The following is a 15079-nucleotide window of genomic DNA, read 5'->3' as shown; positions in this document are numbered from 1 at the left end:
TCACAGCGCCATCGCCGCGCGCACGACGTCCTGCTGCTCGGCGCCGCCGGCGCCCGTCGCGGTCACGCGCCCCGACTCGAGCACGTGGTAGCGCGACGCCGCGGCGAGCGCGAACCCGACGTGCTGCTCCACGAGGAGCACCCCGAGGCCGTCCGCCGCGAGCTGCACGACCGCGTCCTCGATCTCCGCGACGACCGACGGCTGGATCCCTTCCGTCGGCTCGTCGAGCACCATGACGCGCGGCCCGGTGACGAGCGCCCGCGCGATCGCGAGCTGCTGCCGCTGCCCGCCGGACAGCAACCCCGCGCGCCGCCCGAGCACCTCCCGCAGCGCGGGGAACAGGTCGAGCGCCTCGTCGACGCGCCGCCCGCCGGCGGACCCGGCGACGTCCGCGACGAGCTGCAGGTTCTCGCGCGCCGTCAGCTGCCCGAACGACTGCTGCCCCTGCGGCACGTACGCGAGCCCGCGCCGCACCCGCTGGTGCGGCCGCGCGCGCGTCACGTCGTCGCCGTCGACCAGCACGGCCCCGGACCGGACGGGCAGCAGGCCGACCGCGGCGCGCAGCAGCGTCGTCTTGCCCGCGCCGTTGTGGCCGAGGACGGCGACGACCTGCCCGTCCGGCACCTCGACGTCGACGCCGTGCACGACCGTCGTGCGCCCGTACCCGACGTGCACCCCGCACAGCTGCAGCATCACTCCACCTCCGTGCTCGTGACGGGCGCGCCGGCCGCGGTGCACGACCCGCGCCCGTGCGTGCCCGTGCCCAGGTACACCTCGACGACCCGCGGGTCGGCCTGCACCTGCGCGACCGTGCCCTCCGCGAGCACCTTCCCCTGGTGCAGCACGGTGACGGACGACGCGAACGCGCGCAGGAACTCCATGTCGTGCTCGACGACGACGACGGTCCGCTGCTCGCCGATGCGCTGCAGCAGCAGGCCGGTCTCCTCGCGCTCGGCCTGGCTCATGCCGGCGACGGGCTCGTCGAGCAGCAGCAGCCGCGCGTCCTGGACCAGCAGCATCCCGATCTCGAGCCACTGCTTCTGCCCGTGCGCGAGGACGCCCGCCGGCAGGTCGCGCACGTGCGCGAGCCCGACCGTCTCGAGCGCGGCCTCGATCTCCGCCGGCACGCCGCGCCGGCGGCGCAGCAGCGTCAGCGGGCCGCGGCCGGCACCGGCCGCGATGTCGAGGTTCTGCAGCACCGTGAGCTCGTCGAACACGCTCGCGGTCTGGAACGTGCGGCCGACGCCGGCGCGCGCGATCCGGTGCGACGGCCGGCCGAGCAGCTCGACGCCGCCGAACCGCACCGACCCGCTGCCGGCCACCAGGCCCGTCACCGCGTCGACGACCGTGGTCTTGCCGGCGCCGTTCGGCCCGATGAGGAAGCGCAGGTCGCCCTGCGTGACGGTGAGGTCGACGCCGTCGACGGCGACGAAGCCGTCGAACTCGACGCGCAGGCCGCGCACCTCGAGGTAGTCGTGCCGGAACCGGGCGGGGGGCGCGGCGAGCACCTGCTCGAGCGCCTCGGTGTCCAGGCGCGGCGCGTCCGCCGCGGGGGCGGGGGTCGGGTCGCTCATGCGTGCCTCCCGGCGGTGTCGACGGTGTCCGCGGCGCTTGCGGCGGGCGGGTCGGCGGGCGGGTCGGCGGGCACGCCGCCCGCGGTGCCGTCGTCGGGACGGACGTCGGACCCGGGCCCGTCCGCCGGCACCGCAGCACCGCCCCGACGCCGCCGGACCGCCCCGCCCAGCGAGGCGAGCCCGTTCGGCAGGAACGCGACGACGCCGATGAACAGCGCCCCCTGGAAGTAGGTCCAGAACGACGGGAACTGCTCGGACAGCGACGTCTCCGCCCACGACACCGCGATCGACCCGAGCACGGGCCCGAGCAGCGTCGCCCGCCCGCCGATCGCGACGCCCACGAGCAGCCCGATGGACGGCACGACGCCCACGTCTGCGGGCGAGATGATGCCGACGACCGGCGCGAACAGCGCCCCGCCGACCGCGGCGAACGCGGCCGCCACGGCGTACGCGACGACCTTGACGACCGCCGGGTCGTAGCCGAGGAACCGCACGCGGTTCTCCTGGTCGCGCACCGCGACGAGGAGCTCCCCGTACCGCGAGCGCATGAGCAGCCCCACGGCGGCGACCATCGCGATGAGCACGCCGGCGGCGATGTAGTAGAGCATCCGCTTGTTCACCGGGTCGGCGAGGTCGTAGCCGAAGAACGACCGGAACCCGTTGAGGCCGTTGGTGCCGCCCGTGACCTTCTGCTGGCCGACCAGCAGGATCGCGAACGCCGCGGCGAGCGCCTGCGACAGGATCGCGAAGTACGCACCCCGCACCCGGCGGCGGAACACCGCGAGGCCCAGCACGGTCGCGAGCGCCGCCGGCAGCACCAGGATCGCGAGCACCGTGACGACCGGCGAGCGCAGCGGCTCCCACCACCCGGGCACCACGCCGTCGCCGTACAGCAGCATGAAGTCCGGGACGCCGCCCGGGCCGGCGTCGGACAGCTTCATGTGCATCGCCATGAGGTAGCCGCCGAGCCCGAAGAACACGCCCTGCCCGAGCACGAGCATCCCGCCGCGCCCCCACGCCAGCCCGATGCCGACCGCGACCATCGCGAGGCACAGGAACTTCGCGAGCAGGTTGAGCCGGAAGTCCGACAGCACGGCCGGCGCGACGCCCAGCAGCAGGACGGCCGCGAGCGCGATCCCGCCCCACGTGCGCACGCCCGCGCGCCGCCACCACACCGGGCGCGCCGCCACGTCCGCCCCCGCGCTCACGCGAGGCTCCGCGTGCGGACCGAGACGATGCCCTGCGGCCGCAGCTGCAGGAACGCGACGACCACCACGAACACGAGCACCTTCGCGAGGCTCGCGGTCGTGGAGAACTCGAACGCCGCCTGCAGCAGGCCCAGGCCGACGGCCGCGATGACGGCGCCCTTGAGCTGCCCGATCCCGCCGGCGACGACCACGAGGAACGCGTCGACGACGTAGCTCGTGCCGAGCGTGGGGCCGATCGACCCGAGCAGCGTCAGCGCGACGCCCGCGATCCCCGCGATGCCCGACCCGACGAAGAACGTGAGCCGGTCCGTCGCGCGCGTCGAGACGCCGGAGGTCTCCGCGAGGTCGCGGTTCTGCACGGTCGCGCGGATGCGCCTGCCCAGCGGCGTCACCTTGAGCACGAGCGACAGCGCCACGACGGCCACGACCGCGAGCGCGAGGATGAACAGGCGCGTCCGGGGCAGGTCCATGCCGAGCACCGGCACCGCCCCGGAGAGCCACGCCGGCGCGCGCACGTCGACGTTCGGCGCGCCGAACACGTCCCGCGCGAGCTGCTGGAGCACCAGCGCGACGCCGAACGTGACGAGCAGCGTGTCGAGCGGCCGCCGGTACATGCGGGAGAGGAGCGTGACCTCGAGCAGCAGGCCGAGCAGGCCGCCGACGAGGAAGCCGAGCGGCAGCGAGACGAGCAGCGAGACGCCCGCGTCGGGCAGCACCTGCTGCACGACGAACGCGGTGTACGCGCCGGCCATCATGAGCTCGCCGTGCGCCATGTTGATGACGCCCATCTGCCCGAAGGTCAGGGCGAGGCCGAGCGCCGCGAGCAGCAGGACCGAGCCGAGGCTCAGCCCCGCGAACAGCTGGGGTAGCAGGGCGTCCATGGGCCGCCTTCCTGTGGGGTGGTGCACCGGGGGCGACGACCCGGCCGGCCGAGGGGTCGGACCGGCCGGGTCGCCGCGATCGGGGTGCGCGGGTGCGCGCGTCAGGTCAGGACAGGCCCTCGGCCCAGTCGTAGCCCTCGAGGAACGGGTCCGGCTCGATCGGGCCGTCGGACTGCCACACCGGGTAGATGAGGCCGTCCTCCTGGATCTCGCCGATGTACGCCGTCTTGGCGATGTGGTGGTTGTCGCCGTTCACGGTGACGGTGCCCTCGGGCGCGTCGAAGGTGACGCCGTCCGCGGCCTCCTGGATCGCGGCCACGTCGAACGACCCGGCCTTCTCGACCATGCCCTTCCACAGGTACAGCGACGTGTACGCCGCCTCCATCGGGTCGGACGTCGGCCGGTCGTCCCCGTACGCCTCCTTGAAGGCCGCGACGAAGTCGGTGTTCGCCGCCGACTCGACGGTCTGGTAGTAGTTCCACGCCGTCAGCTGCCCGACGACGTTGTCGACGCCGATGCCGCCGACCTCCTCCTCCGCGATCGAGACGGAGACCACCGGGACGGTGTCCGCGGCGAGGCCGACGTTCTTGTACTCCTTGAAGAACGCGACGTTCGAGTCGCCGTTCAGGGTGTTGAACACCGCGTCGGCGCCCGACGCCTTCAGCTTGTTGACGATCGTCGAGAAGTCCGTGTGCCCGAGCGGGGCGTACTCCTCGCCGACGATCTCGATGCCGTTCGCCTCGGCGTACGCGTTGATGATCTTGTTCGCCGTGCGCGGGAAGACGTAGTCGGAGCCGACGAGGAAGACCTTCGTCTTCCCCTGCTCCTTCAGGTAGTCCATGCCCGGGATGATCTGCTGGTTCGTCGTCGCACCCGTGTAGAAGACGTTCGGCGACGCCTCGAGGCCCTCGTACTGCACCGGGTAGAACAGCAGGGAGTCGCGGGACTCGAAGACCGGCAGCATCGCCTTGCGCGACGACGACGTCCAGCCGCCGAACACCGCCGCGACGCAGTCGGACGAGATGAGCTTCTCGGCCTTCTCCGCGAAGACGGTCGGCTCGGACGCGCCGTCCTCGGCGACGACCTCGAGCCGCTTGCCGAGCACGCCGCCGGCCGCGTTGATCTCCTCCGCGGCGAGGTCGAGCGAGTCGCGCACCGTCTGCTCCGAGATCGCCATCGTGCCGGACAGCGAGTTGAGGAAGCCGATCTTCACGGTGTCGCCGGAGGTGTCCACGCAGGACGCGCCGCCCGAGGGGGTGGCTCCCGCGTCGTCGGACGCGCCGGCGCGGGCGCCGCACGCGGACAGGGCGAGCGCGGTGGCGAGGACGCCGGCCGACAGCGCGAGCGCGCGGCCGCGGGACGCCCGGGCGGGGAGGGGGTGTCTGGTCAACGCAGGTGCCTTTCGTCGGGACGAGCGGGCGGTCGGGGCGAGGTCGGGGCGGTCGGACGCCGTGTCGCACCGCGCTGTGTCCCGCGGCGTATACATCCCGGTGCCCATGGCCGGGAACGCTAGGGACGCCGTGTTTCGCGCGTCCGACGCGCGGCGTAAACACTGCGTTTCGCCCGGATCCGGCGCGGGTGCGCGCGCGCGACGTGGCGGCCGTCGCCGGAAAGGTCGCGGCCCCGGCGGCGCGCCCCGGTTACGCTCCCGGCATGCCGCTGCGCCCCCTCGACCAGTCGTCGAAGCTCAAGGACGTCCTCTACGAGATCCGCGGCAAGGCGCTCGACGAGGCAGCACGCCTGGAGGCCGAGGGCCGGCGGGTCCTCAAGCTCAACACCGGCAACCCGGCGGCGTTCGGCTTCGACGCGCCGCACCAGATCGTCGCCGACGTCATCGCCGCCGTCCCCCACGCGCACGGGTACACCGAGTCGCGCGGCATCCTCTCCGCGCGCCGCGCCATCGTCACGCGCTACGAGACCGTCGCCGGCTTCCCGACGTTCGACGTCGACGACGTCTACCTCGGCAACGGCGTCTCCGAGCTCATCACGATGACGCTCCAGGCCCTGCTCGACGAGGGCGACGAGGTGCTCATCCCCTCCCCCGACTACCCGCTGTGGACGGCGATGACGAGCCTGTCCGACGGGAAGCCGGTGCACTACCGGTGCGACGAGTCGACCGGGTGGCAGCCCGACGTCGAGGACATCCGCGCGCGCATCACGCCGCGCACCAAGGCGATCGTCGTCATCAACCCGAACAACCCCACCGGCGCGGTGTACAGCCGCGAGGTGCTCGAGCAGATCGCCGACGTCGCGCGCGAGCACAGCCTCCTGCTGCTCGCCGACGAGATCTACGACCGCATCCTGTTCGACGGCGCGAAGCACATCCCGCTCGCGTCCGTCGCGCCCGACCTGCTGTGCCTCACGTTCAACGGGCTGTCGAAGACGTACCGGGTCGCCGGCTACCGCTCCGGCTGGGTCGTCGTCACCGGGCCGCAGGGGCACGCCAAGGGCTTCCTCGAGGGGATGACGCTGCTCGCGTCGACCCGGCTGTGCCCCAACGTGCCCGCGCAGCACGCCATCCAGGCCGCGCTCGGCGGCGTGCAGTCCATCGAGGGGCTGGTCGCGCCCGGCGGCCGCCTGCACGAGCAGCGGCAGGTCGCGTGGGAGGGCCTCACGTCCATCCCCGGCGTCGACTGCGTCAAGCCCGACGGCGCGCTCTACCTCTTCCCGCGCCTCGACCCCGAGGTGCACGAGATCCACGACGACGCACAGCTCGTGTACGACCTGCTGGTGAGCGAGCACATCCTGCTCGTGCAGGGCACCGGCTTCAACTGGCCCACGCCCGACCACCTGCGGATCGTCACGCTGCCGGAGGCGCGGGTGCTCGGCGAGGCCGTCGAGCGCATGGGCAACTTCCTCGCGTCGTACCGGCAGGTGCCGCGGCGCTGACACCGCCCGGACCGGGGCCGGCCCGCGTTGCTCCGGTCGGGGGACGACGGGCGCGGCGCCCGTCCGCACGAGCGGCGAGCGCCCCGGCAGCGGCGGTCGCGCCACTAGCCTGGCGCGTCACCAGTCCCACCGTGGAGGCTCCATGCTGCCCCTCACGTACGACTACTCGTACGAGTCCTCGAGCTCCGACGACCTGACGGGCGCGGGCGCGGTCGCCCTCGTCGTCCTCGGGCTCTTCTACGTGGCGATGATCGTCTTCGGCATCTACCTGTACATGCGGGTCGCCAAGAAGGCCGGCTGGACGCCGTGGCACGGCCTGCTCATCCTCGTGCCGCTCGCCAACATCGTCTTCCTCATCATGTTCGCGTTCATGGAGTGGCCCATCGAGCGCCGCCTGCGCGAGGCGGAGGCCCGGCTCGGCATCGCGCCCGGCGGCGACCCGTACGGCGCCGCGGGGTACGGCGGGTACGCCGCACCCGGCTACGGCGGGTACGTCGCACCGGGCTACGGCGGGTACGTCGCGCCGGGCCACGGCGCCGCCCCCGGGTACGGCACGGGCACCGGGTACGGCACGGGCACCGCGGACAGCAGCACGGACCCGTACGCCGCACCGGCCGACCCGGCGACGACCGCCGCGACCGGCGCACCGGCCCCCGACGTCGCGACCGGGGCGCCCGGCGTCGCGGCGGCACCCCCGGCCTCCTCCGCACCCGGTGCGTCCGGCACCGCCCCGTCGCCGTACGGCGCACCGCCGGCACCCGGCACGCCCGGCCCGGCCTTCGGCACGCCCGGCTACGGCACCGGGGGCTTCGGCACGCCGGGCTACGGCACGGGCGGCTTCGGCACGCCCGGCTACGACCCCACGCCCGACGAGCCGCCGGCCGCCGACGGCGCGGCCCCGCAGGCCCCGCACCCCCCGGGCACCGACGCACCGCCGACGTCCCCGTGGGACCCGCCGGCGCCGCGCTGACCCGCACCGTCCCCGCACGCACCTCCCGCGCCCCGGCCGCACGCCGCGAACGCCGAGGGCCGCGAACGCCGAGGGCCGGCCACCCCGTACGGGGTGACCGGCCCTCGGTCCGTTCAGCTGGTGCTGGACCGGCTGCGGCTCAGAAGCCGCCGCCGAAGTCCTCGCCGCCACCGGCCGGGGCCGCGGGGGCCTTCTCCGGCTTGTCGGCCACGACGGCCTCGGTGGTGAGGAACAGGCCGGCGATCGACGCGGCGTTCTGCAGCGCCGAGCGCGTGACCTTCACCGGGTCGTTGACGCCCGCGGCGAGCAGGTCCTCGTACTCGCCGGTCGCGGCGTTGAGGCCCTGGCCGGACGGGAGGTTGCGGACCTTCTCCGCCACGACGCCGCCCTCGAGGCCCGCGTTCACGGCGATCTGCTTGAGCGGGGCCTCGATCGCGACCTTCACGATCTGGGCACCGGTCGCCTCGTCGCCCTCGAGCTCGAGCTTCTCGAACGCGAGCTTGCCGGCCTGGATGAGCGCCACGCCACCACCGGCGACGATGCCCTCCTCGACGGCCGCCTTCGCGTTGCGCACGGCGTCCTCGATGCGGTGCTTGCGCTCCTTGAGCTCGACCTCGGTCGCCGCACCCGCCTTGATGACGGCCACGCCGCCGGCGAGCTTGGCGAGGCGCTCCTGGAGCTTCTCGCGGTCGTAGTCCGAGTCCGAGTTCTCGATCTCGGCGCGGATCTGGTTGACGCGGCCCTGGATCTGGCCGGCGTCGCCGCCACCCTCGACGATCGTGGTCTCGTCCTTCGTCACGACGATCTTGCGCGCCGTGCCGAGGACCTCGAGGCCCACCGTGTCGAGCTTGAGGCCGACGGTCTCGGAGACGACCTGGCCGCCCGTGAGGACCGCCATGTCCTGCAGCATCGCCTTGCGGCGGTCGCCGAAGCCGGGGGCCTTGACGGCGACCGACTTGAACGTGCCGCGGATCTTGTTGACGACGAGCGTGGCCAGGGCCTCGCCCTCGACGTCCTCGGAGACGACGAACAGCGGCTTGCCGGCCTGGATGACCTTCTCCAGCAGCGGCAGCAGGTCCTTGACGTTCGAGATCTTCGACTCGACGAGCAGGACGTACGCGTCCTCGAGGACCGCCTCCTGGCGCTCCGGGTCCGTCACGAAGTACGCCGACAGGTAGCCCTTGTCGAAGCGCATGCCCTCGGTGAGCTCGAGCTCGAGGCCGAGACCCGACGACTCCTCGACGGTGATGACACCCTCCTTGCCCACCTTGTCGAGGGCCTCGGCGATGAGCTCGCCGATCTGGGTGTCCGCGGCGGAGATGGCGGCCGTGGCGGCGATCTCCTCCTTGGTCTCGATCTCCTTGGCCTGGTTGAGCAGCTGCTCCGTGACCGCGGCGACCGCCTTCTCGATGCCCTTCTTCAGGGCGATCGGGTTGGCGCCGGCGGCGACGTTGCGCAGGCCCTCGCGGACCAGCGCCTGGGCCAGGACGGTCGCCGTCGTGGTGCCGTCACCCGCGACGTCGTCCGTCTTCTTGGCGACCTCCTTGACGAGCTCCGCACCGATGCGCTCGTACGGGTCCTCGAGGTCGATCTCCTTGGCGATGGAGACGCCGTCGTTGGTGATCGTCGGCGCGCCCCACTTCTTGTCGAGCACGACGTTGCGGCCCTTCGGGCCGAGGGTGACCTTGACGGTGTCGGCGAGGACGTTGAGCCCGCGCTCCATGCTCCGCCGGGCCTCCTCGTTGAAGGCGATGATCTTGGCCATGGGGCTGTGATCCTTCTTCCGGTTCGTGGGTCGGCCGGTCGGTGCCCGCGACGGACGGGCCGCGCGCGCGGTCACGTCCCGCGTCGCGACGACCCTCACCTAGGCCGGTGCTGCTGTCACTCCCCACCGGAGAGTGCTAAGTCAATGGTTAGCACTCGACCCCTGCGAGTGCAAGCAGCGCAGGCCCGTCCGTGGACGACGACGGCCCGGTCGCGCGGACCTCCGCGACCGGGCCGGTCGGAGCGGGCGACGCCCGCGGTGCTCGGGTGCGGGCGCCCGGCCCGCGGCCGCGTCAGAGCGGGCGCACCTGCTCGGCCTGCGGGCCCTTGCTGCCCTGGCCGACCTCGAAGTCCACCGCCTGGCCCTCCTCGAGGGAGCGGTAGCCCGAGCTCTGGATCGCGCTGTAGTGGACGAAGAGGTCCTGGCCGCCGCCGTCGGGCGTGATGAACCCGTACCCCTTCTCCGCGTTGAACCACTTGACCGTGCCCTGCGCCATGCCGTGCTCCTCGCCGTCCGGGGCCCGGGACGCTCCGCCGTCGCCCCGGTGCGTGGAGCCTAGTGGCGCCCGAACAGCGGTGACCAGGGGGTTCGTCCGTACGTACGCGTGCCGCGCGGGGCCGTCGGGACGGGCGTCCACGACGGCGCCGCGGACCGCCGGAGGGGCGGCCGGACGGGCGTCAGGCCTCCGGGTCGGTGACGAGCAGGACGACGATGCCCGTGGGCGCACGGTCCGGGTCGACCTCGACGGTCGTGACGCCCGTCGTCGTCCCGACGAGGTCCGCCGTCACCCGCAGGTCCTCCGAGGCGACGAAGACGGTCGAGACGTCCGGCAGGTCCTCGGTCGCGTTGTCGGGCGTGACGTCGGTGAAGCCCGCGGCGCGCAGGTCGTCGGCGACGCGGCCGGCGAGGCCGGACACCCGGGCGCCGTTGAGCACCTCGACCGGCGTGGTGAGCACGGGTGCGGCGGGCGGGGCCTCGGGCGGCGGGGTGGTCTCCGCCGCGGGGGCCTCGCCCTCGGTCGCCGGCTCCTCGCCGGCGGGGTCCTCGGGCGCGGCCGGCTCCTCCGCGGCGGGCGGGTTCCCGCCGCCCCCGACGACGGGCAGGTCACCCGTGCGGGACAGGTACGCCACGGCGCCGTACGCGAGCACCGGCACCACCAGCAGCACGACGAGGAAGGGCCACCACCGGCTCCAGGCGGAGCGGGGCGCGCGGTGCACGCCGCGGGGCCCGTCGGGCGTGACGGCGTCGAACTCGTCGTCCGGGTAGGGGTAGTCGGCCTTGCTCACGGCGGAAAGGCTAACGGGTGCACCCCGGCGCGTCGGGGACGCCGGCACCCGTCCGTGCGCCGTCCTGCCCGGCGGACGCGGCGGTACGGGACGTAGCGGGCGTCGGCGCGCGCGGGCTCAGGCGTCGGCGCCGAGGCGGCGGGCCGTGCGGGCCCGCTGGCGCGAGGAGCGCATGCGGCGCAGGCGCTTGACGAGCATGGGGTCGTGCGCGAGGGCCGCGGGGTCGTCGATCAGCGCGTTGAGCACCTGGTAGTACCGCGTCGCCGACATGTCGAACAGCTCGCGGATCGCCTGCTCCTTGGCGCCCGCGTACTTCCACCACTGCCGCTCGAACGCGAGGACCGCCTGGTCCCGCTCCGACAGCGACGACGCGGCGTCGGCGGGGCGGGGCTCCTCGAGCGTGGCGGTCGCGCTGCTCGCCGTGGCGTCCATGGTGCCTCCGGTCCGTCGGTCCTCCGCACGCGCCGGGGCGGGCCCGGGCGTCGTGCACCGCCCTCGCGGACGGCGCTGCCATGCTACGTGCGAACAACACGGGTGTCATTCCCCGTCCCGGCCCGGGGGCGCGCGTCGGCGACGGTAGCGTGCGGCGCCGTGACGCCCGCACCCCTGGACCAGCTCGTCGCGCCCGACTGGGCGCGCGCCCTCGCCCCGGCGGAGCCCGCGCTGCGCGCCGCGGGCGACTTCCTGCGCGCCGAGGTCGCCGCCGGCCGCGAGTACCTGCCCGCCGCCGACGCCGTCCTGCACGCGTTCCGCCGCCCGCTCGCCGACGTGCGCGTGCTCGTCGTCGGCCAGGACCCGTACCCGACGCCCGGGCACCCGATGGGACTGTCGTTCTCGGTGCAGCCCGACGTGCGCCCGGTCCCGCGCTCGCTCGCCAACATCTTCACCGAGCTCGCCGCCGACGTGGGCGTCCCGACGCCGTCGTCGGGCGACCTCACGCCGTGGGCCGACCAGGGCGTGATGCTGCTCAACAGGGTGCTGACGGTGCGCCCGGGCGCGCCCGCGTCGCACCGCGGCAAGGGCTGGGAGCAGCTCACCGACCGCGCCATCGCGGCGCTGGTCGAGCGCGGCGGTCCCCTCGTCGCGGTGCTGTGGGGGCGCGACGCGCAGCAGCTCGGTCCCGCGCTCGGCGACGTCCCGGTCGTCGCGAGCCCGCACCCGAGCCCGCTGTCCGCGAGCCGCGGCTTCTTCGGCTCCCGGCCGTTCTCTCGCGTGAACGCGCTCCTGGCCGAGCAGGGCGCCCCGCCGGTCGACTGGTCGCTCCCCTGACCGAGGAGCGGCGCCGGCTCAGTGGTCGTGAGGCGCCCGCTCGGTGGTCGTGAAGCGTTGCGGACGCCAGGTGTCCGCACCCCTTCAGGCGAGCCGCACCGCCACGCCGGCCTCGCGTGCGCAGCGGCCGTCCGTGGCGGTCGGGTCCCCCGGACGGGGCATAGTGGGGACGTGCGTGCCGACGACCGCCCCGAGCCGACCCCGACGCCCGACGCCCCGGGCACCGACACCCCGACCGCCGAGGCCCCCGGCACCGGCGCCGCCGACGCCGCGCCGCCGCGGTGGGGACGGTACGTCGCCGTCGGGGACTCGTTCACCGAGGGCCTGTGGGACGCGCCCGACGGCCAGGACGCCCCGCAGCGCGGCTGGGCCGACCAGCTCGCGTCGCACCTGTCGCGCCGCCGCACCGCCGCCGGGCTGCCGCCGCTCGAGTACGCCAACCTCGCCGTCCGCGGCCGGCTCATGCGGCCGATCCTGCACGACCAGGTCCCCGCGGCCCTCGCACTGCGGCCCGACCTCGTCAGCGTCATCGGCGGCGGCAACGACATCCTGCGCCCGTCCGTGGACGTCGACCGGCTCGCCGCCGACCTCGAGGAGGCCGTGGCCCGGGTGCGGGCCACGGGCGCCGACGTGCTGCTCGGCACCGGCTTCGACTCGCGGGAGAGCCCGCTGGTGAAGGCCACCCGGGCCCGCGTGGGCGTCTACAACGCGCACGTGTGGTCGATCGCGCGCCGGCAGGGCGCGTACGTGCTCGACACGTGGGGCATGCGCAGCCTGCTCGACTGGCGCATGTGGGCGGCGGACCGCATCCACATGACGACCGAGGGGCACACGCGCGTGGCGCAGGCGGCGCTCGTCGGGCTCGGGCTGGCGCCGGAGCGGGCGGACTGGGACGACCCGCTCGCGCCGCTGCCGGCCGTGCCGCGCCTCGAGAAGGCCCGCGCGGACGCCCGCTGGTTCCGCGAGCACGCGTACCCGTGGGCGACGCGCCGGCTGCGCGGCCGCTCGTCGGGCGACACGCGCATGCCGAAGCGCCCGGTGCCGGCGCCGCTCGACTGAGCCCGGCCGGCCTGCAGCCGCCCGCGCCCGCGCCGCCCGCACCCGCGGCCGGCACGCCACCCACGGTCGCCGAGGCCGGAGCCGAGGACGTCCCGGCGGGGACTCAGCCCGGGTCGCGCGCACCGCCGGGCGCCCCGTCCTCCGCACCCGGCACCGCGCCCGCGGCCTGCAGCGGCAGCCGCGCCTCGACCCGCGCACCCACCTCGGGGCCGGGCCCGACGCGCAGCCGGCCGCCGACGATCGCGAGCCGGTCGGCGAGCCGGGACGTCCCCGACGCGGGGTCCACGGCCCGCGGCGCGTAGGGCGCGCCGTCGTTGGAGACGACGATGACGAGGACTCCCCCGTCGAGGTCGAGGCGCACGTCCACGCGCGAGGCGGGACCGTTCTTCAGCGCGTTGGTGACGGCCTCCTCCACGACGCGCAGGGCGAGGAGCCGCTCGGCGACGGTGACGTCGCTGCGGGTCGGGTCGTCGAGCGTGCGGACGGCGTCGCTCGCGCGCAGGCTCGTCGCGATCGTCGCGGGCAGCCGGCCGAGCAGCGCCCGGACGGCGGGCACCAGGCCGAGCTCGAGGCGGTCGGGGTAGAGCAGGCGGCTCATCTGGCGGACGTCGTCGTCCCGGATCTCGGCGAGCTGGCCGCGGACCCAGACCAGCTCGTCGACGAGGCACGGGTCGCTGCCGCGCCACCGGCCCTCGACGTCGGCGAGGCGCGCGTCGACCAGCACCAGGCGCTGCTGCAGCGTGCCGTGCAGGCCCTCGGCGACCTGGCGGCGCACGCGGATCTCCTCGGCCTCGAGCGCGCGCACGGCCAGCTCGACGCCGACGGCGGCGCGCTCGGCCTCCCGGGCCCGGCGTCGGGCGGACCGCCGGTCGAGCATGACCCACACGCCGATGCCCGCGGACACGGCGCCCGTGACGGCGGCGGCCACGAGCTCGGCGCGCAGCGACGCGCCCTCGTCCGGCCCGTACACCCCGACGGCCACCTGCGCGGTCGTCCGCGCGACCGCCATGACGACCGCCGCGACGAGCGTGCGCAGCGCGACGCCCCACCCCGTCGGCGCCCGGTGCACGCGCAGCGCCCCGAGCGCGACGACGAGCACGGCGACCGCGAGGGCGTTGGCCAGCAACCGCTGCCACAGGGCGACGTCGGTCCAGCCGGGCACGACGCTGGCGTAGATGTAGGTCGTCTGGAACGACGCGCCGACGCCGTAGCCGAGCGCCACCAGCCCGGACGCCCGCACCAGCACGCGGCGGTCGGCGGCGTCGTCGGCACGGCGCGTCGAGAGGGGCGTCACCCCGTCCGTGCCCGCCATGCCCGTCCCCACTGCCGCCGCGTCGACGCGTGCGTCCCGCGCGCCCGACGTCCCGGGCGACGATACTGGCCCGTGATGAGCACTCCTGCCGACGGCCCGCTGCGGGTCGCGATCGTCGAGGACCAGCCGCTCTTCCGCTCGATGCTGCAGCGCACGGTCGCGGAGGACCCGGCTCTCCTGGTCGTCGCCACGTGCGCCTCCGTGTCCGAGGCACGGCAGGCCCTGCGCCCCCGCGTCGCCGACGTCGTCGTGCTCGACATCGACCTCCCGGACGGGAACGGGATCGCGCTGGGCGTGCAGCTGCGCCGCGCGCAGCCCGACCTCGGGGTGCTGCTGCTGTCCGCGCACGACGCGATGGACCTGCTGCTGGACCTGCCGCGGGACGTCGCGCACGGCTGGGGCTACCTGTCGAAGACGAGCATGACGGACGAGGCGACGCTGCTGGACGCGGTGCGCGCGGCGGCCGCCGGGCGCACGGTGCTGGACCCGGCGCTGCTCGAGCGGATGACGCCGCGCCACGGCTCGGCCGTCGCGCAGCTGACGCACCGGCAGTTCGAGGTGCTGCGGCTGCTCGCGCAGGGGCTGTCGAACGCGGGTATCGCGGAGCGCCTCGGCATCACCGAGAAGTCGGTGCAGAACCACGTGTACGCCGTCTACGGCACGCTCGGCATCGACGCCGACCCGGCCCGCAACCCGCGGGTCAGCGCGGCCCTGCGGCTGCTGGAGGAGACGGGTCCGGCGCTCTGACGCCGGCCCCGCGTCAGAGCGGGTCGTCGGGGGTCACGGGCCGGCCGTCGGGGTGCAGGCCGGCCGCGACGCGGGTGCGCCGCGACGCGTGCACCGACCAGCGCGGCACCGTCCGGGCG

15 protein-coding genes are annotated in these 15079 nt (G+C 74.9%); 5 read left to right on the top strand and 10 right to left on the bottom strand.

The features are described 5' to 3' along the window. The 5 genes from urtE to urtA form a co-directional block, all read right to left on the bottom strand. Positions 1–693: an urea ABC transporter ATP-binding subunit UrtE gene (gene urtE, locus AB6N23_RS04260; protein WP_412864871.1), complete on the bottom strand. Its 693-nt coding sequence runs from the start codon at positions 691–693 to the stop codon at positions 1–3. Continuing rightward, the gene (urtD, locus tag AB6N23_RS04255; protein ID WP_412864853.1) at positions 693–1574 is read right to left on the bottom strand and encodes an urea ABC transporter ATP-binding protein UrtD; all 882 of its coding nucleotides are present in this window, start codon (positions 1572–1574) and stop codon (positions 693–695) included. The genes urtE and urtD overlap by 1 nt, the downstream gene beginning before the upstream one ends. Beyond that, positions 1571–2782 (bottom strand): urea ABC transporter permease subunit UrtC, encoded by a 1212-nt coding sequence (urtC, locus tag AB6N23_RS04250; protein WP_412864852.1) that lies wholly within the window; start codon positions 2780–2782, stop codon positions 1571–1573. The genes urtD and urtC overlap by 4 nt, the downstream gene beginning before the upstream one ends. Then, entirely contained in the window at positions 2779–3663 is an 885-nt protein-coding gene (gene urtB, locus AB6N23_RS04245; RefSeq protein ID WP_412864851.1) for an urea ABC transporter permease subunit UrtB, read from the bottom strand. Before urtB ends, urtC begins: the two co-directional genes overlap by 4 nt. Positions 3664–3769: 106 nt before the next feature. Beyond that, positions 3770–5053, bottom strand: a complete 1284-nt coding sequence (urtA, locus tag AB6N23_RS04240) for an urea ABC transporter substrate-binding protein (RefSeq protein ID WP_412864850.1) — start codon at positions 5051–5053, stop codon at positions 3770–3772. Positions 5054–5316: 263 nt separating this feature from the next. On the opposite strand from urtA, the gene AB6N23_RS04235 reads away from it, so the two are divergent. Both AB6N23_RS04235 and AB6N23_RS04230 read left to right on the top strand, forming a co-directional pair. Next, positions 5317–6552 carry a pyridoxal phosphate-dependent aminotransferase gene (locus AB6N23_RS04235; protein ID WP_378200192.1) on the top strand — a complete coding sequence of 412 codons (1236 nt, stop codon included), beginning with the start codon at positions 5317–5319 and terminating at the stop codon, positions 6550–6552. A gap of 142 nt (positions 6553–6694) precedes the next feature. Then, entirely contained in the window at positions 6695–7522 is an 828-nt protein-coding gene (locus AB6N23_RS04230; RefSeq protein ID WP_412864849.1) for a hypothetical protein, read from the top strand. 139 nt (positions 7523–7661) lie between these two features. Here AB6N23_RS04230 and groL read toward each other — a convergent pair whose 3' ends face one another. The 4 genes from groL to AB6N23_RS04210 form a co-directional block, all read right to left on the bottom strand. Next, a complete protein-coding gene (groL, locus tag AB6N23_RS04225) occupies positions 7662–9287 on the bottom strand; it encodes a chaperonin GroEL (RefSeq protein WP_378208531.1) in 1626 nt (541 codons plus the stop codon). A gap of 292 nt (positions 9288–9579) precedes the next feature. After that, entirely contained in the window at positions 9580–9783 is a 204-nt protein-coding gene (locus tag AB6N23_RS04220; RefSeq protein WP_309135464.1) for a cold-shock protein, read from the bottom strand. A gap of 181 nt (positions 9784–9964) precedes the next feature. Next, on the bottom strand, positions 9965–10573 hold the full coding sequence (locus AB6N23_RS04215; protein WP_412864848.1) for a LytR C-terminal domain-containing protein: 609 nt from the start codon (positions 10571–10573) through the stop codon (positions 9965–9967). 117 nt (positions 10574–10690) lie between these two features. Then, positions 10691–11005 carry a DUF3263 domain-containing protein gene (locus AB6N23_RS04210; protein ID WP_412864847.1) on the bottom strand — a complete coding sequence of 105 codons (315 nt, stop codon included), beginning with the start codon at positions 11003–11005 and terminating at the stop codon, positions 10691–10693. A 159-nt stretch (positions 11006–11164) separates the two neighbouring features. Between AB6N23_RS04210 and AB6N23_RS04205 the strand changes: the two genes are divergently transcribed. Both AB6N23_RS04205 and AB6N23_RS04200 read left to right on the top strand, forming a co-directional pair. After that, the gene (locus AB6N23_RS04205) at positions 11165–11842 is read left to right on the top strand and encodes a uracil-DNA glycosylase (RefSeq protein ID WP_412864846.1); all 678 of its coding nucleotides are present in this window, start codon (positions 11165–11167) and stop codon (positions 11840–11842) included. A 171-nt stretch (positions 11843–12013) separates the two neighbouring features. Next, positions 12014–12901, top strand: a complete 888-nt coding sequence (locus AB6N23_RS04200) for an SGNH/GDSL hydrolase family protein (protein WP_412864845.1) — start codon at positions 12014–12016, stop codon at positions 12899–12901. Between the two features lie 103 nt (positions 12902–13004). Here the strand turns inward: AB6N23_RS04200 and AB6N23_RS04195 are convergent, their stop codons facing one another. Then, positions 13005–14213, bottom strand: coding sequence for a sensor histidine kinase (locus tag AB6N23_RS04195; RefSeq protein ID WP_412864844.1), 1209 nt, complete (start codon positions 14211–14213; stop codon positions 13005–13007). Positions 14214–14288: 75 nt separating this feature from the next. Here AB6N23_RS04195 and AB6N23_RS04190 point away from each other — a divergent pair, with 75 nt between their 5' ends. Beyond that, the gene (locus AB6N23_RS04190) at positions 14289–14960 is read left to right on the top strand and encodes a response regulator (RefSeq protein WP_412864843.1); all 672 of its coding nucleotides are present in this window, start codon (positions 14289–14291) and stop codon (positions 14958–14960) included. Positions 14961–15079 lie beyond the last annotated feature (119 nt).

It is taken from the genome of Cellulomonas pasadenensis, from assembly GCF_047229365.1.
Classification (GTDB): Bacteria; Actinomycetota; Actinomycetes; order Actinomycetales; family Cellulomonadaceae; genus Cellulomonas.
The sequence above is the reverse complement of the archived record's forward strand: the minus strand, read 5'-3'. Positions and strand labels throughout refer to the sequence as shown.